This window comes from Vibrio sp. PID23_8 (assembly GCF_003584965.1).
In the GTDB taxonomy this organism is placed as follows: domain Bacteria; phylum Pseudomonadota; class Gammaproteobacteria; order Enterobacterales; family Vibrionaceae; genus Vibrio.
In genome coordinates this window covers 1-21,027 of record NZ_LIXE01000010.1, presented here as the reverse complement: position 1 = coordinate 21,027, position 21,027 = coordinate 1, and the positions used below count along the sequence as shown (strand labels likewise).

Below are 21,027 nucleotides of genomic sequence, written 5' to 3'. Positions count from 1 at the left end.
TAACCTCTAAAGAGTAAAGCATAATGTTGCTACGATAATAAATGCGATACCACCAAGTAAAGTTTCCATTATCGTCCAAGTTTTTAGCGTGATCTTCTCATCCATATTTAGTAAACGAGATACTAGCCAGAAGCCAGAGTCGTTAAAGTGAGAAAGTACCGTCGCACCGCCTGCGAACGCAATAACGATAAAACTAGGTCTCACTCAAACCCGTTGTTACTGCTACCACTGGCGCGATAAGTGCTGCGGTAGTGGTTAGCGTTACGGTTGCTGAGCCTTGAGCCACACATAGACAGGTAGAGATAACAAACGCTGCTACGATCACTAGCATACCTGTGTCAGTCAGAACGTCTGCTAGTGCATCGCCGATACCACTTGCACGCAGTACGCCACCGAACATGCCGCCCGCACCTGTTACTAGGATAACGCCACGGATTTGCGCCAATGAGTCGCCACACAGGTTCTCAAGTTTTGCCATGCCGTAGTCTTTTGCGAAAACTGCAAGACAAACAATTAGGGTAATTAGTAGTGCAACTGGCGTTTTACCTAACATACGTAGGAACTCAACAAGGCTGTTTTGCCATCAATTACACCCGCAAACGCTAATGATACGGCGATCACCTCACACACATAACATTCAACATTGACGTGCCTGTTAACTGGTTCGGCTCTCGATCCGCAAACAACCCTTTTCTATCTTTGCCCCAGTAAGGCAGTTGCATCGGCCAGCGGTTTTTCTCCATGAAGCCTGATTGACGCAGTGCTTTAAATTCACCAACCGTCGCAAGCGTCATCCCCATCACTTGGCACACTTTCTCCGACGTCGAGTAATCTAAACGATTCCACGGTTTACCATGCTCCATGTAAAACTGGTTTTGGTTGTCTGAGAAATAAGGCACGGCATACGTCACCCCTTGCCATTGTGTTTCTAAGCGCAGTTCAACATTGTTGCTGTTTATGGCTGACTTGGTCGCACTTTGGGCAACTGCCGCCGATTTCGCTTTAAATGCATCGGTATCAGGACGAGTTACCGATGCTATCGGTTTAGGGGCGGGTTTGGTCTGTTTCTGGGCTTTCGCACCCAACTTGTTGACGACTCGAATAAAAGCGTCTTTATAATCCGGCAAGGTTTTCACGCGATGTAAATCTTCCTTTGCCTCAGAAAAATCTAAATACGGTCCAATCAAACAGCGATAGTCATTATTTTCTCGCTTCATCCACACATCAGTCGTGATCTTGCTGTAAATCGGTTTGGCATTAGCAAGCGGCATCGGCTTAGGCAGCAAACCACACTGGATCCAGAAAAAATCATTGCCTCCCTGCGGCACTTTTTTTCCCCATAACCCTTTACCAATTGGACAAGATTGCTCAAGCACTGGCAATTCTTTATGACTGGCTTGTGATGCATCACAGAGCACGTCATTGGCCAATGCTGGCGCAGAAAACTGGCCGCACACAAGTAGCAGCCCTAAGCTCAGACTGAATTGAACAATACGAGGTGAGTGGTGTGCCTTCTTCATTTTCATACGCTTCACTCTAAACAGATAACATGCAAAATTACTAGGGTATACAAAGTAGTAAGCAAAAAAAGAGCCGGATTTTTATCCGGCTCTCAGTTTAGGAAATAATCAACGCGATAAGCAATGACTTGGTTGGCTTTTCTTAACCTTTATACAGTTTTGGGTTAAACACATCACGTAGCCAGTCACCTAATAAGTTGATAACCAACACTAAAGTAACCAGAACAATACCCGGGAATGCAGTGATCCACCATGCACCGGAGAAGATGTAGTTAAAGCCGATGCTGATCAGCGCACCTAATGACGGCTGATCGACAGGAAGACCCAAACCGAGGAATGACAATGCCGCTTCCGACATGATCGCGTTGGCAACCTGTACCGTCGAGATAACCAAGATTGGCGATAGACAGTTCGGCAGAATGTGACGGAACATGATGCGAGGCGCTTTAAAGCCCATCACACGTGCTGCCTCTACGTATTCTTTTTTCTTCTCTGCCAATACCGAGGCGCGAATCGTACGCGCATATTGCGGCCATTCTGCCACACCAATGATCACCACCAGCATAACGACAGCATATTGGCTGTAGAAATCACTGCCAAAGCTGGCTTTGAAGATGGCCGATACAATGATCGCCACCATCATGGTCGAGAACGACAGCTGCACATCCGCAAAACGCATCAAGAAACTATCAATACGACCACCGAAATAACCCGCAGACAGGCCAATGATGATACCCAGAATCAGCTGCAGACCTACCGCTAAAAAGCCGATAGTCAGTGATAAACGCGAGCCATATAGAATGGTCGATAAAATATCACGACCTTGCTCATCGGTGCCGAGCAAGAAACGCTCTTCTCCTCCCTCCATCCATGATGGTGGGAGCTCAGAATCCATGATGTCGATAGACGTTAGGTCATATGGGTCTGTCGGTGCCAAAATTGGGGCGGCCAACGCCAATACCAGGAACATCATAAACACCGTAAAACTGGCCATCGCCACTTTGTCGCGTTTGAAGTAATACAAGAAGTCCGAGTTTTTAAAACGCTCCCACGCGGACGGTGCGGATTCAGGAGCGGCCGTTACATTTGATTGGCTCATGATTAAGCTCCTTTTCCAGTTAGATTCACAGTTGGGTTGATGATGCCGTACAGCAAGTCAACGATGGTATTGGTTACCACGAAGATCAGACCAACAAAGATAACGTAGGCAGTGATCAACGGTGTATCGACACGGTTGATTGCCTCAAGGAAAAGGAAACCCGTACCCGGCCATTGGAACACGGTTTCAGTAAGAATGGTGTAAGCCACCATAGTACCAATCTGCACGCCACCGACCGTCAGTACTGGTAGCATGGTGTTTTTAAGTGCATGTTGGTAATAAATTTTATTTAAGTTCAAACCTTTTGCTTTAGCGAACTTGATGTATTCCGAGCTGAGTACTTCCAGCATTTCAGATCGAACCAAGCGGATAAACAGCGGTAGCATGATAGACGCTAGTGCCACACACGGCAGAATTAAGTGTTTGAGACCATCAATGGTGAAGAAGCCGGATTCCCAGCCGAAGACATTTGCGGTTTCTCCTCGCCCGTAGGACGGTAGCCAGCCCAGCTCAATGGAGAAGACGTACATCAGCATGATCGCGGTTAAAAACACCGGGATCGAGATACCAACACTACTCATCGCCATGACAAATTTGGTAAAAATGCTCTTCGGATGAATTGCGGAATACACCCCAAGAGGAATCGAGAGAAGAATAATAATGAGCGTCGCACCAAACACGAGCTCAAGCGTTGCGACCAGCTTATCAAGGATCACCTCAACCGCAGGTCGTTTGAAAAAGTAAGATGTACCTAAGTCACCTTGTAGCGCATTGCCCACAAAGCGAGTGTACTTTGTGATAAAGGGATCGTTCAGGCCCAGTTCGTCACGCAGCGCTTGACGCTCCGCTTCTGAAACCGATTGACCTACAAGCTCACGCAGCGGGTCACCCAGGTTATCCTGAATGGCAAACGCCACCAAACTGATCACAAACATCACTATCAGTGCCTGAAACAGGCGCTTGACCAGAAACGAAAACATTCCTTGCCCCTTAACTATCCATAGATCTCTATTCAGAGAGAAAATTCAGTCTAAAAAAAACTCAGTCCGACTGAAACAAAACTGAGCCGAGTGCTTTAAGTTGAGGAGGGACATCATCCCTCCCTCCTCAAAAGCGACCAACCGTGATTACTCAACCACTAGGTCACCGAAGTAAGGCATTACCATTGGGTTCACGATGTCTGCGGCTTTCACGTTAGACTTTGCGCCCCAAGCTTCACTTTGCCAGTGTAGCGGTACGAATGCGGCGTCGTTGTATAATGTCGCTTCAACACCTTTCAGCATCTCTGCACGCTTCGCTGGGTCCGTTTCTACGTTCGCGGCTTCAACGATTTTGTCCATTTCTGGGTTTGAGTAGTAACCACAGTTGTACTGACCACGGCCTGTTTCTTCGTTGCGAGTCATGGTTAGGAACTCGTTGAAGTTCGCTGAATCTTCCGTATCGGAGTGCCAACCGATCATCAACATGTCAGCCGCACACTTATCAAACTCTGGCCAGTATTGCGCTTTAGGCATGGTCTTCAAATCAACCTTGATGCCGATCTTAGACAGCATTGCTGCTGCCGCTTGTGCCACTTTTGCATCATTCACGTAACGGTTGTTTGGTGCCATCATGGTCAGCGTAAAGCCGTCCTCGTAACCCGCTTCTTTCATCAGCTGTTTTGCTTTTTTCAGATCGTAGCGAGGAACCAATTTGTCATCGTGACCTACGTAACCTACTGGACTTTGTTGACCAGCCGCCGTTGCGAAGCCTTTCATGATTTTCTTCACGATACCTTCGTTATTAATGGCGTGAACAATCGCCTGACGAACGCGCACATCTTTCAGTGCTTCGTTACTGTTTTGGTTCATTTGGAACGTGATAATACGCGTACCTGGTAGCGTGACTAGGTCGATGCCTTCTGCGTCTTTCACACGCTTGTGATCGTTTGGCGCTACTGGGTGAATCATATCAACACCGCCAGAAAGTAGTGCGGCTACGCGCGTTGCGTCTTCTTTGATCGGTACTAACGTTAGCTTATCAACGTTACCTTTCGATTCTTTGTCCCAGTAATCTTTGAAACGTTCGAATTCCACTTTTACGCCCTGCTCACGAGACGTCACAATGAATGGTCCCGTACCAGAAACATTGGTCGATGCAAATGAGTTACCGTGCTTCACGAGCTCAGACTTGTCTTTGCCGTCAGCTGTCTGACCTGAGTAGAACTTGCTGTCCATTGGGAAGATGTACGTTGCCGTTTGTAGCACTAGCGGGTATGGACCCTTGGTCACTAGATCGAACGTGTAATCATCTACCTTGATGATTTTCTCGTATGGGTCAAAGATAGCTTTAAAGTCTGGAGAGCTTTGTAGACGCTCGAAAGTCCACACCACATCGTCAGCCGTTAAGTCATTACCAGAATGAAACTTTACGCCTTCACGTAGCTTAAAGCGAACCGTTGTGTCGTTAACGCGCTCCCAGCTCTCTGCTAGTCGAGGCTCAAAGTCCATTTCTTGAGTGAAACGAACGAGAGGGTCAAATACCATGTGTGACATTTGCAGTGTGCCACCAGAAAGCTGCTCATGCGGGTCTAGCGATACTGGGTCAGCGGCGTAGCCCACTTTGATATCTGCTGCCATCGCATTAAAGCTTAGGCCTGCTGCCATTAGCGCCACTGCTAATTTGCTTTTCATGGTTTTCATTTGCATAACTCCTTCATGCGGGGATCCGGATCCCTTGTTGTTGTGTTTGCGTCTTTGCTATGACTGAGGTTTGTTGACCTTGATGGTCCGCCAAGCGAAAAACTTGGTTTATGCCATTTTGATTTCTTCTCTCAAACCTGTGAATTCAGGCATCAGAGAAATCAATTTCTTACTGTATTCATGCTGAGGAGCAGTAAACAATTGCTCAGTGGGTGCGACTTCCAATAGCGTGCCCATCTGCATAACACCTACTCGATCACACATCTGACGAATAACCGGCAAATCGTGACTAATAAACAGCATGGTGAGGTTCAGTTCACTTTGCAGATCTTTCAGTAAATTCAGGATTTGTGCCTGTACCGATACATCCAACGCTGATGTCGGTTCGTCACAAATCAGCAGTCGAGGACGGGTCGCCAGTGCGCGCGCAATCGAGATACGCTGGCGCTGACCACCGGAAAATTCATGTGGGTACTTCACGCCAGCCATTTTGCCCAAACCGACATGATCGAGCAGGTCATTCACAATTCGGCGCGTTTCCGCTTCATTCTTAGTAAGCTTATGGAAACGAATTGGCTCCGCGATGATGTCAAAAATCTTCATACGCGGGTTCATTGACGTGTATGGGTTCTGGAAGACCATCTGCATCTGACGACGCAGTGGGCGGCGCGCTTTTTCCGATTTCAGCGCCGTAAGGTCGATGCCTTCGAAACTCACTTGACCAGAGTTTGGCTCATACAAGCCCGCGATCACACGTGCAATGGTCGATTTACCAGAACCAGACTCCCCCACTAGACCAAATGTCTCACCCTCGTGCACTTCAAAGCTGACATTGTTTGATGCTTGCACGTACTCGCGGCGGCTTTCAAACAACGAATCTTTGGTCACGAATCGTAAATTCACGTTCTTCACGTCCAATAGAGGACCTGTGTACTCACGTTGGTCTTGGCTTTGGCCGAGCCAATGATTTTTAATGTCTAGTGGCTCCATCTCTGTCGCTTCTTCGATGTAACTTACCAATGGGAAGCGATCGAGTTTTGCGTCAGAGCGAGGAACGGCAGAGATCAAACTACGTGTGTATGGGTGGTCCGGATCGCCTAGCACTTTTGCCGTTGGGCCAAACTCGACCAAATCGCCACGGTACATTACTGCAACACGGTCAGTGACGTTAGACACCACACCCATGTCGTGTGTGACCAACATACAGCCTACATTATTCTTGAGACACAACTCACGAATAAGGTTTAGGATCTGGTCTTGGATAGACACGTCGAGTGCTGTCGTTGGCTCATCGGCGATGATCAGATCAGGTTCACCGGCCAGCGCGATAGCAATAACGACACGCTGGCGCATACCACCTGAGAACTGGTGAGGGTACTGTTTTAGGCGGTTTTCGGGTTGGGGAATCCCAACTTGCTGCATCAGAGACAACGCACGTTGGTATGCCTCTTCATCCGACACTTTCATGTTGGCGTGGATGGTCTCTTTTAGCTGCTGCTCAACCGTAAATAGAGGATTAAGAGAGGTCATTGGGTCTTGGAAAATGAAACCAATCTTCGAGCCACGAACCTTGCGCATCGCCTCTGGGGACAGCCCAGAAATAATTTCGCCATCAAGGTACACATCACCACTCGCAATGCGACCTGGAGGGCTTAGCAAATCAATAACGGCGTTACCAACGGTGGATTTACCCGCACCTGACTCGCCAACCACTCCCACTATCTCACCCCTTTCAATATTAAAAGAGAGTGACTTCACCGCAGCATGGACACCGTGGCGTGATGGGTACTCAATACGAAGGTTTTTCACCTCTAATAGTGACATTTCAGACCTCTACTGCCTTGTCTGTGGTATCAAATCGCGCGACCTAGCGCCATTTATAACCTGAATGAATCCGTTCAAATTCAGAATAATACTCTGAAATTTTAATGCGGTGACAATTTGTCAAAGATCACACAAAAAAGCAACAATTAAAGTATATTCCGCCGAAAAAACATTAATTACACGCATAATGAACGAATAGAAATGCATTAACAAGTATTTAACCATTTTAATTGCGCACTATTTTTGTGCGCCAAGCACCATAATAAACAGAAATATGCTCCAAATTTAAACACAACCTCTCATCCAACAGTATCCATACTATTCACAGGGATAAATTAACATTTGAAAAACAAGATCCTGTTTACTAGCAATTTATTCGACACAAAATGTTACTAGCAAAATAGTCCGTACCAAAAAAAGCTAAAGGTCATGCGTGCGGCATGAACCTAAAACGTGAGCACATCGGCAAAATAAATGAAATCGCTCACCTCCCCCAAGTTATGCGTGTTTTATGCGGTTTAGTGGTTGCCCACAAAAGCGCTCACTTTAAACCTCACCATAAATCGCACAGTCTTGCGGAAACAGGCGAATAGAGAGACTGATTTCGCGCTTTACGCTGTTATTTTGATTGGGATAAGGGATAATCAAGATCCCATCTCGAGTTGTGAATGAAGGAGCCCCTGTGCTTAAAGCGATTTTTTTTGATATGGACGAGACCTTATGTGGCACTTCTCAAGCCGACAAAGTCGCTGGACAAGAGTTTTCCGCTTGGATCCAGAAAACTTACCCACAGGTCATAGATTCCGAGGCCTTTGTACAACGCTACTTACAAGGCGTATATAAAAAGCTAAATAACGAATTTCCTCACCTTGTTTCGTTACTGCCAGATGAAAATGCGTTCCGCTGTGGTCTAATCCAAACCATTCTGGCAGAGCATGGTATTCATATCAACACAGCACAAGCTCAACAGGCTCAACACTATTTTGATTCCGCTCGTATGAGGGCATTTACCTTCTTGCCGGGTGTGAAGGAAATGCTGAACAATCTTCGCCAGCATTACAAACTCGTGGTGATCACTAATGGCCCTATCTTCTCCCAGCATCCCAAACTCAAAGCAACTCAAATGAGTGAATGGGTAGACCACATTATCGTCGGCGGTGAAGAGCCAGAAGAAAAGCCTGCTGCAAGCATCTTCCATAAAGCACTCAACCTTGTTGACGTGAAGCCAGAAGAAGCGCTCCATATCGGTGATTCTCTACTAGCAGACATCGCTGGCGCCAACAATATGGGTATTCTAAGCGTATGGGTTAACGCAACAGGCTCGACAAACCCAACCGATATCAAGCCGAACTATGAAGTGAAAGAAACGGTTGAGTTAAACGAGATCCTAAAAACCCTTGCTCAATAACAAACTAAATTAACCCTAGCCACCGCGCTGGGGTTTCTTTTGTCAGATCGAAAAGCATTTAGATCATGGGTGGTCAAAAGCGCCTAGAGCTGTACATTTCTGGAGAGCTTGAAATTAAGTGCCAATTTTTGAAGATGACAAATGCCAAAAAGCCCCAGTCATTCGACTGAGGCTTTAAATCGTAGTCGGTGAAGAGCCATATTCTAACTTCAGGCGAACCCCACTTGGGTTCAAATCCATGGATACATTGCCGACTAATGCAGTCCAAGCGATGTAATAAGCTCTAAAACGACGAAAGCCTGCTAAAAAGCAGGCTTTCTAATGATGGTCGGTGAAGAGGGATTCGAACCCCCGACCCTCTGGTCCCAAACCAGATGCGCTACCAAGCTGCGCTATTCACCGACTTATGTTTCGTTTGATTTTCTCAAATCCAACAGGACACTTCAACTAAAGAAGTCACCTTAAATAATGGGGTGGCTAACGGGATTTGAACCCGCGACAACCGGAATCACAATCCGGGACTCTACCAACTGAGCTATAGCCACCATCAAATTTGTTTCGTTTACCGCTCTAGTATAGCCATAAACTAAATAGTGGTCGGTGAAGAGGGATTCGAACCCCCGACCCTCTGGTCCCAAACCAGATGCGCTACCAAGCTGCGCTATTCACCGACTTATGTTTTATCTTGATTTAACATCAAGAAGGGAAGCAATGCTACCGCATTCTAGCCTAAAAGGAAAGAATGGGGTGGCTAACGGGATTTGAACCCGCGACAACCGGAATCACAATCCGGGACTCTACCAACTGAGCTATAGCCACCACTAAAATTTTTACCGATAACCTTTTGGCGAATGGTACGCCCGAAAGGATTCGAACCTTCGACCTTTGGCTCCGGAGGCCAACGCTCTATCCAACTGAGCTACGGGCGCATGCCCTATCGGCGGAGAGGAATAATACGGATATCATCCTATGCCGTCTAGTACTTTTTTTACTTTTTTTATTGTTTGGTCTCTTTTTCGACAGTTAGCCACCTTAAAACTGGCTTTTTGGTGTGATTCACGCCCTGTCGTGGATAACTTGTGGTTTATTGCAACAACTTATCGGGATATAATCACCCATTATTTACATCGATTTAACAGTCGCAACGTTGTTGTTTAATCAATTTACGCCACTCGATAAAATTTTTTCAAATATTTTTTCGAACTGGTTTCAATACTCTAACTATATAAATAGGTAAGTCACTTACCTCGGGAATGTGAAGTGGGTTTAATGGATATGTCTCGACGAATGATTAGCGTTTTGTTCGCTGCCTTAACTTTTTCTACGGCAGCTTTAGCTTCTGACATCAGCCAAACTGAATACGATGCGATCGCAGAGCGCATCAAACCTGTCGGTGATGTGTATCTAGCTGGTGCAGAGCCTGTAAAAGCAGAGCCAACAGGACCACGCGATGGCGCTTCTGTTTACGGCACGTTCTGTATTGCTTGTCACGCTTCTGGTGTGAGTGGCGCACCAAAAACTGGCGATGCTGCTGATTGGGCTCCACGTATTGCTCAAGGCAAAGATGTAATGACCGATCACGCGATTCAAGGCTTCAACGCAATGCCAGCAAAAGGCTCCTGTATGGACTGTTCTGATGATGAAATCATTGCAGCCATCGACCACATGATCAAAGACCTATAAACCATCATTTAGAAATGAGAAAGGCTTGCCAAATGGCAAGCCTTTTTGTTTTGTGCCGTCATCGACGATAACGCTATTTCTTAAACATTGAACGTAAATTGGCGATATGTGCTTGTCCTTTCGCCATGCGCTCTTCTTGGGAGACTGGCTTTTTGTTGATTTCCCATTCCACATCATCAAATGGTAACTCATCCAAAAAACGGCTTTGGGTCGGTTTAATCAATTCACCAAACTGTCGACGCTCTTTACACATCGTAAAAGTCAGCTCGCGCTGCGCACGTGTAATACCGACGTACATCAAGCGACGCTCTTCTTCGACGTTGTCTTCATCAATACTGGTTTGGTGCGGCAATATCCCTTCTTCCGAACCGATCAAGTATACAAACGGGAACTCTAGACCTTTTGATGCATGAAGCGTCATTAGCTGCACCGCGTCGCTGTCTTCATCTTCCTCACCACGCTCCATCATGTCGCGTAGAGTTAACCGCTGAACCACTTCTTTTAGCGTTTTTTCTTCCTGATCGTAGTTATCCCCCTCGAGGTCCGACACGATCCAAGAGTAAAGCTCCGATACGTTCTTCATTCGCATCTCCGCCGCTTTTGGGCTGGCAGAAGTTTCATACAACCAGTCTTCGTAGTGAATATCTCGAACCAGCGAACGCACGGCTTCAACGGTGTCACCTCGCTCAGCTTGATCAGCGATCGCTACTAACCAGTGAGTAAAGCGGCGCAGGTTTTCCAATCCACGACCAGTAAGGTGCTGCTCAAGCCCCATTTCAAAACTGACTTCAAACAGACTCTTACCGCGCATGTTGGCGTAACTGCCTAGTTTTTCTAAAGTAACAGGGCCAATTTCACGTCTAGGTGTGTTCACAATACGTAGAAAGGCATTGTCATCATCAGGGTTCACCAGTACTCGCAGATAAGCCATGATATCTTTGATTTCTGAACGGGCAAAGAAAGACGTACCACCAGACAGCTTGTATGGCACTCGGTTCTGCATCAGTGACTTTTCAATCAAACGTGACTGATGATTCCCTCGGTATAACACCGCGTAATTTTTATACTCAGTACGATTCAGGAATCGGTGTGCAATCAACTCTCCGGTGACACGCTCGGCTTCATGCTCTTCATTTTTCGCCAATAGTACCTTGAGTTTTTCACCGTCTGGAATTTCTGAGAACAGAGATTTTTCATATACGTGTGGGTTATTGGCGATCAAGATATTTGCCGCACGCAAAATACGGCTCGTCGAGCGATAGTTCTGCTCTAGCTTAATCAAACGCAGATTTGGGTAATCTTCACCAAGCAGCACCAAATTTTGCGGCTTCGCCCCACGCCACGAGTAGATAGACTGGTCATCATCACCAACGACAGTCAAGCGCCCTCGCTCACCCACAATCAATCTTACCAATTCATACTGACTGGTATTAGTATCCTGGTATTCATCCACCAACAGGTAGCGAATACGACTCTGCCAACGCTGGCGCACTTCTTCATGATTTCGCAGCAATAATACTGGCATCAGTATCAAGTCATCAAAGTCGAGCGCGTTATAAGCCTTCATCTGCTTTTGGTACATCTCAAAGCAGAAAGCAAATAACTGTTGCTGCTCACCTTTTGCCTGCGCTTTAGCTTGCTCTGGCGACAACATGTCGTTCTTCCAATTAGAAATACAGCTTAGCAATTGACGTAACAAGTCTTTGTCTCCATCCAACTGCTTTTCTGTCAGTTCTTTTAGCAATGCTAACTGGTCTTGGTCATCAAATAACGAGAAACCCGACTTTAGCCCAAGCGCTTTGTATTCACGCTTGATGATATTAAGACCTAAAGTGTGAAAGGTCGAAACCATTAACCCTTTCGCTTCCGCTTTACCTAATGTTTGACCAACACGCTCTTTCATCTCACGCGCGGCTTTGTTGGTAAAGGTGACTGCTGCGATATTACGAGCCTTGTAACCACACTGCTGAACCAAATAAGCGATTTTATTGGTAATTACACGAGTTTTACCCGAACCAGCCCCTGCAAGTACCAAGCATGGGCCTGATACGTACTTAACGGCTTCGTCTTGTCTAGGGTTCAGCTTCATAACAATTCTCTGTGGGTGGAAATAGTGGTGCCTATGATAAAGGGGCGATCGTATGAAATCTACGGTCATTTTCACGTAAAGTTTACGCTGACATTTGCAACACTCTGTTGTATTTCCAACTAGGAATCAAGCTATAATGAATGAACGTTCATTCATTTGGTGATGGGGTTATGACCAATAACACTACTGGCGATAAATACGAGCAAATCATTGCTGCCGCAGAACGTTTGATTGCGGAATCAGGCTTTCACGGCCTTTCTATGCACAAGCTTGCGGCTGAGGCTGGTGTTGCGGCAGGTACAATTTATCGTTATTTCTCAGATAAAGAACATCTTTTAGAGGAAGTTCGCCTTAACGTAACCAAACGTATTGCGAACGCTGTTCAGGCAGATGTTCATGACAACATGGCCTTGAAAGAACGTTACTGTACTATGTGGCTCAATATTTGGCGCTTAGCTGGTTCAAATTCAGACATAATAAGCAGTCGTGTCCAATATGAATCATTACCCTGTGCAAATCGTAAAAATACACGGAAACTTGAACGACAAATGTTTGCCCAAGTAAATCGCCTTTTTGATCAAGGCAAAGCCGAGGGTGTTTTCAAACCCCTCGATAACGAAATTCTTTCAGGGTTAAGTTTTGAAGCTTGTGTCGCACTTGCTAGAAAACATGCTTTGGGGTTTTATCAATTGGATGACGATGCGTTGGAAGCAACCATCGAGGCCAGTTGGGATGCAATTATTAAACACTAACTTGGAGTTCTTATAAGAATGAAAAAGTGGACTTTCTTTATGTTACTTATCGCAATTCTCCTATTTGGGAGCGTGATAGGTTTCAACTTATTCAAGCAACAGAAAATTGCTGAATACATGGCGAATCGTCCGGAGCCAGAGTTTCCTGTAACGGTCACGGAAGTAAAAGCGGTAGACTGGGTACCGGTGATTGAAGCAATTGGCTTTATCGAACCAAACCAAGGGGTTACGATTGCTAACGAAACCAGTGGTGTGATTGATAAAATCACTTTCCATTCAGGCACACAAGTTGAAGAAGGCCAACCTTTGGTTTATCTAGACTCTGATGTGGAAAAGGCAAACCTAAAAAGCATTCAAGCAAAACTACCTGCTGCTCAAGCGAAATACAAACGCTACCAAGGCCTCTTCAAAAAAGGCTCTATCTCTAAAGAAGCGTACGATGAAGCGGAAGCAAATTACTTCTCACTTAAAGCGGATATCGAAAGTCTAAAAGCGACCATCGACCGTCGTGAAATCAAAGCTCCTTTTGCTGGTGTCGTTGGTATTCGTAATGTTTACCTTGGTCAGTATCTACAAACAGGCACTGATATTGTACGACTAGAAGATACAAGCGTAATGCGTCTGCGTTTTACCGTACCTCAAACTGATATCTCTCGTATCACACTAGGCCAAGAGGTAGATATCTTTGTTGATGCTTATCCGGATAAGTCTTTCAAAGGGTCAATTTCAGCAATCGAACCGGCGGTTAACGTACAGAGTGGTCTAATCCAAGTTCAAGCAGACATTCCAAACAGTGATGGTAAGCTTCGTAGTGGCATGTTTGCGCGAGCAAATATCATTTTGCCGAAGTTAGAGAACCAAGTAACACTGCAACAAACTGCGATCACCTTTACCTTGTACGGTGATAACGTATACATCGTGACGGACGAAAATGGCGAAAAACGCGTTAAGCAACATGTTGTCAAAGTAGGTGAACGTACCAAAGACATCGCGCATATCTTAAACGGTGTAAAACCAGGAGATGTGGTAGTGACATCAGGTCAAATCCGTTTGAGCAATCACGCTAAAGTAAGCATCGTTGAAGATGATGCCCTTACCCTACCTACAGTAACACCAATGCTTTAATTGGAGGCATCATGCGCTTTACTGATGTTTTTATTAAACGTCCAGTTCTGGCGGTATCGATCAGTTTTTTGATTGCGTTGCTTGGTTTACAAGCTGTGTTCAAAATGCAGGTTCGCGAATACCCTGAAATGACAAATACGGTGGTTACCGTCACCACCAGTTATTACGGTGCAAGTGCTAACTTGATCCAAGGATTTATTACTCAGCCCTTGGAGCAAGCTGTTGCTCAAGCCGATAATATCGATTACATGACTTCATCTTCAGTTTTAGGTACTTCAACCATTACCGTTAACATGAAGCTGAACACGGACCCAAATGCAGCGTTGGCTGACATTTTGGCGAAAACAAACTCCGTACGATCTCAGCTTCCTAAAGAAGCGGAAGACCCTACCGTTACCATGTCGACTGGTTCAACAACTGCAGTACTGTATATTGGTTTCACCAGTGATGAGTTGTCTTCAAGCCAGATCACCGACTACCTTGAACGTGTAATCAACCCGCAACTGTTCACGGTAAACGGTGTATCAAAAGTCGACCTTTACGGTGGCATGAAATACGCACTTCGCGTATGGCTAGATCCGGCGAAAATGGGGGCTCTTAAGCTGGCTGCGACGGATGTAATGGGCGTTCTGAACGCAAACAACTACCAGTCGGCAACTGGCCAAGCAACGGGTGAATTCGTTCTTTATAACGGTAGCGCGGATACTCAGGTATCTAACGTTGCTGAACTTGAAGCGCTAGTTGTGAAGACAGGCGACGGTGACGTGATACGCCTTGGTGATATTGCCAAAGTCTCGTTAGCAAAGAGTCACGATGTTTACCGCGCTAGTGCAAACGGCAAGGAAGCTGTGGTTGCAGCAATCAATGCGGCACCAAGTGCAAACCCTATCAACATCGCAACTGATGTACTGAAGCTGTTGCCTCAACTTGAACGCAACTTGCCAAGTAACATCAAAATGAACGTGATGTACGACTCAACCATAGCGATCAATGAATCGATTCACGAGGTTGTGAAAACGATTGTCGAAGCCGCTGTGATCGTACTAATTGTGATCACCCTGTTCCTAGGTTCATTCCGTGCAGTAATCATCCCTATCGTTACTATCCCACTATCATTGATTGGTGTTGCGATGATCATGCAGGCGATGGGCTTCTCTTGGAACTTGATGACGCTGCTGGCAATGGTACTCGCCATCGGTCTGGTGGTGGATGACGCAATCGTTGTACTAGAAAACGTTGACCGTCATATTAAAGAAGGTGAATCACCATTCCGTGCGGCAATCATTGGTACGCGTGAAATTGCGATTCCGGTTATTGCGATGACACTAACCTTGGGTGCCGTTTATGCGCCAATCGCACTGATGGGGGGCATTACGGGTTCACTATTTAAAGAATTCGCGCTAACACTAGCTGGAGCGGTGTTTGTTTCAGGTATCATCGCACTAACATTGTCTCCGATGATGTGTTCAAAAATGCTCAAAGCTAACGAACAACCGAGCAAGTTCGAACAAAAAGTTCACCTCATATTGGATGGCATGACCAATCGCTACGAGAAGATGTTGAGAGCTGTAATGGCACATCGTCCCGTGATTATGGCATTTGCGGTCATCGTCTTTGCTAGCTTACCGGTTCTGTTTAAGTTCATTCCAAGTGAGCTCGCACCTTCTGAAGATAAAGGCGTTGTGGTTCTGTTGGGTACCGCTCCATCAAACGCGAACTTGGATTACATCCAAAACACCATGAATGACGTAAACAAAATTCTGTCTGATCAGCCAGAAGTAGAGTACGCACAGGTGTTTAACGGTGTTCCAAACTCAAACCAAGCGTTCGGTCTCGCGACACTAAAACCTTGGAGTCAGCGTGAAGCAAGTCAGGCAGAAATCACTAAGCGCGTTGGTGAACTGGTGTCTCACGTGCCTGGAATGTCTGTCACGGCTTTCCAGATGCCAGAGCTACCTGGAGCTGGCTCAGGCCTACCGATTCAGTTCGTGATCACTACGCCAAACAGCTTCGAAAGCTTGTTTACTATTGCCAGTGATATTCTCGCTAACGTATCGACTAGCCCGATGTTCGTGTACTCAGATCTTGATCTTAACTACGATTCAGCCACGATGAAGATCAGCATCGATAAGGATAAAGCTGGCGCTTACGGCGTGACCATGCAAGACATCGGCGTAACGCTAAGTACCATGATGGCGGACGGTTACGTAAACCGTATCGACCTAAATGGCCGTTCATATGAGGTGATTCCTCAAGTAGAGCGAAAATGGCGTCTAAACCCTGAGTCGATGAAGAACTATTACGTTCGATCGGTTGACGGGGAAGCGGTGCCTCTAGGCAGCTTAATTACCATTGATGTAGTTGCTGAGCCTCGCTCACTGCCCCACTTTAACCAGCTAAACTCAGCAACGGTCGGTGCAGTACCGTCACCAGGCATCGCGATGGGTGATGCAATCAATTGGTTTGAAGATATTGCTCAAAACAAATTGCCTGCAGGCTACAACCATGACTACATGGGTGAAGCGCGTCAATTTGTAACCGAAGGTAGTGCACTCTACGCAACATTCGGTTTGGCATTAGCAATCATCTTCCTAGTACTGGCGATTCAGTTTGAATCCATCCGCGATCCAATTGTGATCATGGTATCGGTTCCGCTAGCGATTTGTGGTGCATTGATTGCGCTCGCCTGGGGAACAGCAACAATGAACATCTACTCACAGGTCGGCCTGATCACGCTCGTTGGTCTAATTACCAAGCATGGTATCTTGATCTGTGAGGTTGCGAAAGAAGAGCAGCTACATAACAAGCTATCGCGTATCGATGCAGTAATGGAAGCGGCGAAAGTTCGTCTTCGTCCGATCCTAATGACAACGGCTGCCATGATCGCGGGCCTTATTCCACTAATGTACGCGACAGGCGCTGGTGCCGCTCAACGCTTCAGTATCGGTATCGTCATCGTTGCTGGCCTAGCAATCGGTACACTGTTTACGCTATTCGTACTGCCTGTGATTTACAGCTACCTTGCTGAGAAACACAAGCCACTACCAGTGTTTGTTGAAGACAAAGACCTGGAAAAGTTAGCGCGAGTAGATGAAGCAAAAGCGGCTCATCGCGAGTTAGCAGGAAACAAATAAGCGTCACAAGCTAAGAACAAGGTCACTTCGGTGACCTTTTTTATGACCACTCTCTTTTTTGTCATCTAAAATGGCGACATTCACGTATCATTTACATAAAATGTGGGCAAATCAAAAGGAGTTTTAGCCACTATGTTTGACCCAAAGAAATTAGAGCAAATCGCTAAACAAATTCACGACTCAATGCCGCAACCTGTCAAAGAGCTAGGCGCTGACGTCGATCAGAAAGTTCGACAAGTTATCCAAGGCCAACTTAACAAGCTCGACGTTGTAAGCCGTGAAGAGTTTGATGTTCAGACTCAAGTATTACTCCGGACACGTCAAAAACTGACCGAAATGGAAAGAAAATTAGCCGCGCTTGAAGAAAAGCTAGCTGATAAATAGTTCTAAAATGCTCCTCTAGTTGAAGCGTTTTTCCAATGTCAGGCTTGATAATCGAAAAAAACAAAAAGGCTTGGTCAACGGAGACCAAGCCTTTTATTTAGATGTTGTGTTATATGTTGTATTTATTGACCCCAGTCTGTCTGGAGTTCTTTGCTCACTTCAGTTAGCGAATTACGCAGAATTAAGGTTTCATTTCTAGGAGAAGGCTCGGTGTTTACGATACTAAATGAGCACCTTCGACACCGAAATGGAACCTTAAAGCAAATAATTAGCCGCCTACCGCGATGTTCTTCATATCCGTCATGTACCCACGTAGCTCTTCACCGATATACTCAACCGGATGGTTACGAATAGCGTCATTTACAGCGATTAGCGTTGCGTTATCAACTTGGTTAGATATTAAGCCTAAACCTTTACCAATCACGTCAGTTGATACTGAAGGCATGAATTTCTCACGCAGTAGCGGCGTTGCTACGTTTGCAAAAAGGTAGTTTCCATACTCTGCTGTATCTGAAATTACTACGTTCATTTCGTATAAACGCTTACGTGCTACTGTGTTGGCGATAAGCGGTAGTTCGTGCAGTGACTCGTAGTACGCGGATTCATCGATGATGCCAGAAGCCGTCATTGCTTCAAACGCAAGCTCTACACCGGCACGAACCATTGCAACCATTAGGATACCGTTGTCAAAGTACTCTTGCTCTGAAATTTCAACGTCACCTGCTGGGTAGTTCTCAAACGCCGTTTCACCTGTTTCTTCACGCCAGCCTAGAAGGTTTGCGTCATCATTTGCCCAGTCAGCCATCATAGTGCTTGAGAACTCACCTGTGATGATGTCATCCATGTGCTTATTGTAAAGCGGACGCATTAGCTCTTTCAGCTCTTCAGAAAGCTCGAATGCTTTGATTTTCGCAGGGTTTGATAGACGGTCCATCATGTGTGTGATGCCACCGAATTTCAGTGCTTCTGTGATGGTTTCCCAACCGTACTGAAGTAGTTTACCTGCGTAGCTTGGATCAATGCCGTCAGCGATCATCTTCTCGTAACATACGATAGAGCCGGCTTGTAGCATGCCACATAGGATAGTTTGCTCACCCATTAGGTCAGATTTAACTTCTGCAACGAATGAAGATTCTAAACAACCTGCACGGTGACCACCAGTGCCTGCAGCCCATGCTTTAGCGATATCCCAGCCCTCGCCTTTAGGGTCATTCTCTGGGTGAACTGCAATCAGTGTTGGAACACCAAAACCACGCTTGTACTCTTCACGTACTTCTGTACCTGGACATTTAGGTGCAACCATAACAACCGTTAGATCTTTACGGATTTGCATGCCTTCTTCAACCACATTGAAACCGTGTGAGTAACCTAGTGCAGCGCCTTGCTTCATTAGCGGCATTACCGTTTCTACAACGTTTGTATGTTGCTTGTCTGGCGTAAGGTTGATTACTAGGTCTGCTTCTGGGATTAACGTTTCATAGCTTGCTACTTCAAAACCGTTCTCTTTTGCGTTCTTGTAAGACTGGCGCTGCTCGTCAATCGCTGCCTGACGAAGAGCGTACGCTACGTTTAGACCAGAGTCACGCATGTTTAGACCTTGGTTTAGGCCTTGAGCACCACAACCAACGATAACGACTTTCTTACCTTTCAGGTAATCCGCTTCTGTTGCAAATTCGCTGCGGTCCATGAAACGACAACGACCTAATTGGTCTAGCTGCTCGCGTAGGTTTAAAGTATTGAAATAGTTAGCCATCTTGGTGCTCCTTAACATTCTTCCATAGAGGTCGGCATTTCTCTTACCGAATGGTGTCATACTAAAACAGACATTCTGTTGCTGAAAGTGATATATTCACAATTAATCATTGCAATTTATGCAACATGGAAGTGACGATTTAATGAATATCAAAAGCCTGCAACTGTTCATTCATCTGTGTGACAGTAAAAGCTTTGCTAAGACCGCATCAGCAATGCACATTAGCCCATCAGCTTTGAGTCGACAGATCCAAAAACTCGAAGATGAAACTCATCAACTACTGTTTCTGCGTGATAACAGAAGCGTGGAATTAACCGTCCAAGGTAAAAAGCTATTACCCGTTGCTTTAAAAATTATCAGTGAATGGCAGCAGTATCAAAGCCATATAAAAGGAACTGAGGATGAATTAAAAGGCGAGATACGACTCTTTTGCTCCGTCACTGCAAGCTATAGCCATTTGCCAGAACTGATCTCTGAATTTCGTCTGCAACACCCCTTCATTGAGTTCAAACTATCGACAGGCGATCCAGCGCAAGCCATCGATAAAATCTTGTCCGACGAGGCAGATATTGCAATATCTGCAAAACCAGACCAACTACCCGCTAAAGTCGCCTTCGAACCCATTAGTGAAATACCGCTGTCTGTAATAGCTCCGCTTGGAGTAAGCACCTTCGCTGAAGAGTTACAAAAAGATAGACCAGACTGGGCTGCAATTCCGTTTATTCTCCCTGAAGCCGGGACAGCAAGAGAAAGAGCGAATGTTTGGTTTAAACAGATGAAGATTAAACCAAATATCTATGCACAAGTTGCTGGTCACGAAGCGATTGTTAGCATGGTAGCTCTAGGGTGTGGTGTCGGTATTGCTCCAGATGTAGTAATCAACAATAGTCCAGTAAGAGAAAAGATCAACAGACTCAAAGTCCTACCAATCAAGCCATTTGAGCTCGGTGTCTGCTGTGCAAAAAGCCAACTTGAAAATCCGTTAGTAAAAGCACTATGGGAAGTTGCTGAGAGCAAATATATTTCTTTATAGAAAGGACGATATCTCTATGCTCAAGTGACCTCAAGATACAGGATTCAGAACTCTGTTATTAATTCGAGTTCTAGGAAAATAGCTTTGGAAATAATTAGGTAACAAGCTCTCAAAGCCATAACTTTAGAGCCTAATGTTATATAGTTTACTAATGATTCTAGTCAGTAAAGAGCATAAAAGACTTATTTAGGCCGATATTAAAAGCCAGTTATTAATACAAAACGCTTTGGGAATGCTAGTCAAATATTACACATACGAAAAAGCCCTAGCATTGCTGCTAGGGCTTTGTCTGAATAAATGGCGGAGCGGACGGGACTCGAACCCGCGACCCCCGGCGTGACAGGCCGGTATTCTAACCAACTGAACTACCGCTCCACACGGAGATAAAACTTTTGTTTTATCCGATACTTGTCGTTCAGAACAAGTACCTTAAATTAAAAGCCTGGCGATGTCCTACTCTCACATGGGGAAGCCCCACACTACCATCGGCGCTATTTCGTTTCACTTCTGAGTTCGGCATGGAAATCAGGTGGGTCCAAAAT

Annotated in this window: 14 protein-coding genes, 6 tRNA genes, 1 rRNA gene and 1 pseudogene; 7 read left to right on the top strand and 15 right to left on the bottom strand. The window is 45.7% G+C overall.

Annotated elements, in window-relative coordinates:
* Window positions 1-6: 6 nt before the first annotated feature.
* From AK966_RS15320 to AK966_RS15295, 6 genes and pseudogenes are all read right to left on the bottom strand, one after another.
* Window positions 7-609: pseudogene (locus AK966_RS15320) on the bottom strand (GntP family permease); the annotation flags it as partial.
* 8 nt (window positions 610-617) lie between these two features.
* The gene (locus tag AK966_RS15315) at window positions 618-1,526 is read right to left on the bottom strand and encodes an SPOR domain-containing protein (RefSeq protein ID WP_119464487.1); all 909 of its coding nucleotides are present in this window, start codon (window positions 1,524-1,526) and stop codon (window positions 618-620) included.
* A 136-nt stretch (window positions 1,527-1,662) separates the two neighbouring features.
* The gene (locus AK966_RS15310) at window positions 1,663-2,619 is read right to left on the bottom strand and encodes an ABC transporter permease (protein ID WP_099079114.1); all 957 of its coding nucleotides are present in this window, start codon (window positions 2,617-2,619) and stop codon (window positions 1,663-1,665) included.
* Window positions 2,620-2,621: 2 nt separating this feature from the next.
* Window positions 2,622-3,599, bottom strand: coding sequence for an ABC transporter permease (locus AK966_RS15305; RefSeq protein ID WP_099079113.1), 978 nt, complete (start codon window positions 3,597-3,599; stop codon window positions 2,622-2,624).
* Between the two features lie 147 nt (window positions 3,600-3,746).
* A complete protein-coding gene (locus AK966_RS15300; RefSeq protein ID WP_099079112.1) occupies window positions 3,747-5,300 on the bottom strand; it encodes an ABC transporter substrate-binding protein in 1,554 nt (517 codons plus the stop codon).
* Window positions 5,301-5,408: 108 nt separating this feature from the next.
* Window positions 5,409-7,124: an ABC transporter ATP-binding protein gene (locus AK966_RS15295; RefSeq protein ID WP_119464486.1), complete on the bottom strand. Its 1,716-nt coding sequence runs from the start codon at window positions 7,122-7,124 to the stop codon at window positions 5,409-5,411.
* Between the two features lie 682 nt (window positions 7,125-7,806).
* Here AK966_RS15295 and AK966_RS15285 point away from each other — a divergent pair.
* Window positions 7,807-8,532, top strand: a complete 726-nt coding sequence (locus AK966_RS15285) for an HAD family hydrolase (protein ID WP_099079110.1) — start codon at window positions 7,807-7,809, stop codon at window positions 8,530-8,532.
* 325 nt (window positions 8,533-8,857) lie between these two features.
* On the opposite strand, the gene AK966_RS15280 is transcribed toward AK966_RS15285, so the two are convergent.
* From AK966_RS15280 to AK966_RS15260, 5 genes are all read right to left on the bottom strand, one after another.
* A tRNA-Pro gene (locus tag AK966_RS15280) sits at window positions 8,858-8,934 on the bottom strand.
* A gap of 67 nt (window positions 8,935-9,001) precedes the next feature.
* Window positions 9,002-9,077 (bottom strand) — tRNA-His (locus tag AK966_RS15275).
* A 49-nt stretch (window positions 9,078-9,126) separates the two neighbouring features.
* Window positions 9,127-9,203 (bottom strand) — tRNA-Pro (locus tag AK966_RS15270).
* 72 nt (window positions 9,204-9,275) lie between these two features.
* Window positions 9,276-9,351, bottom strand: a tRNA-His gene (locus AK966_RS15265).
* Window positions 9,352-9,384: 33 nt separating this feature from the next.
* A tRNA-Arg gene (locus AK966_RS15260) sits at window positions 9,385-9,461 on the bottom strand.
* Window positions 9,462-9,801: 340 nt separating this feature from the next.
* On the opposite strand from AK966_RS15260, the gene AK966_RS15255 reads away from it, so the two are divergent.
* Window positions 9,802-10,215, top strand: a complete 414-nt coding sequence (locus AK966_RS15255; RefSeq protein ID WP_099079109.1) for a cytochrome c5 family protein — start codon at window positions 9,802-9,804, stop codon at window positions 10,213-10,215.
* A 73-nt stretch (window positions 10,216-10,288) separates the two neighbouring features.
* Here AK966_RS15255 and rep read toward each other — a convergent pair whose 3' ends face one another.
* Window positions 10,289-12,304: a DNA helicase Rep gene (gene rep, locus AK966_RS15250; RefSeq protein ID WP_099079108.1), complete on the bottom strand. Its 2,016-nt coding sequence runs from the start codon at window positions 12,302-12,304 to the stop codon at window positions 10,289-10,291.
* A 170-nt stretch (window positions 12,305-12,474) separates the two neighbouring features.
* Between rep and AK966_RS15245 the strand changes: the two genes are divergently transcribed.
* From AK966_RS15245 to ubiK, 4 genes are all read left to right on the top strand, one after another.
* Window positions 12,475-13,056: a TetR/AcrR family transcriptional regulator gene (locus AK966_RS15245; RefSeq protein WP_099079231.1), complete on the top strand. Its 582-nt coding sequence runs from the start codon at window positions 12,475-12,477 to the stop codon at window positions 13,054-13,056.
* A gap of 18 nt (window positions 13,057-13,074) precedes the next feature.
* Window positions 13,075-14,181, top strand: coding sequence for an efflux RND transporter periplasmic adaptor subunit (locus AK966_RS15240; protein ID WP_119464485.1), 1,107 nt, complete (start codon window positions 13,075-13,077; stop codon window positions 14,179-14,181).
* Between the two features lie 11 nt (window positions 14,182-14,192).
* Window positions 14,193-17,315 (top strand): multidrug efflux RND transporter permease subunit VmeD, encoded by a 3,123-nt coding sequence (vmeD, locus tag AK966_RS15235; protein WP_119464484.1) that lies wholly within the window; start codon window positions 14,193-14,195, stop codon window positions 17,313-17,315.
* A 132-nt stretch (window positions 17,316-17,447) separates the two neighbouring features.
* Window positions 17,448-17,699, top strand: a complete 252-nt coding sequence (gene ubiK, locus AK966_RS15225; protein WP_099079105.1) for a ubiquinone biosynthesis accessory factor UbiK — start codon at window positions 17,448-17,450, stop codon at window positions 17,697-17,699.
* A gap of 268 nt (window positions 17,700-17,967) precedes the next feature.
* Here the strand turns inward: ubiK and ilvC are convergent, their stop codons facing one another.
* Window positions 17,968-19,452: a ketol-acid reductoisomerase gene (gene ilvC, locus AK966_RS15220; protein WP_119464483.1), complete on the bottom strand. Its 1,485-nt coding sequence runs from the start codon at window positions 19,450-19,452 to the stop codon at window positions 17,968-17,970.
* A gap of 142 nt (window positions 19,453-19,594) precedes the next feature.
* Between ilvC and ilvY the strand changes: the two genes are divergently transcribed.
* Window positions 19,595-20,485: an HTH-type transcriptional activator IlvY gene (gene ilvY, locus AK966_RS15215; RefSeq protein ID WP_119464482.1), complete on the top strand. Its 891-nt coding sequence runs from the start codon at window positions 19,595-19,597 to the stop codon at window positions 20,483-20,485.
* 298 nt (window positions 20,486-20,783) lie between these two features.
* Here the strand turns inward: ilvY and AK966_RS15210 are convergent.
* Together AK966_RS15210 and rrf are read right to left on the bottom strand one after the other, a co-directional pair.
* Window positions 20,784-20,860, bottom strand: a tRNA-Asp gene (locus tag AK966_RS15210).
* Between the two features lie 65 nt (window positions 20,861-20,925).
* A 5S ribosomal RNA gene (gene rrf, locus AK966_RS15205) occupies window positions 20,926-21,027 on the bottom strand; the annotation flags it as partial.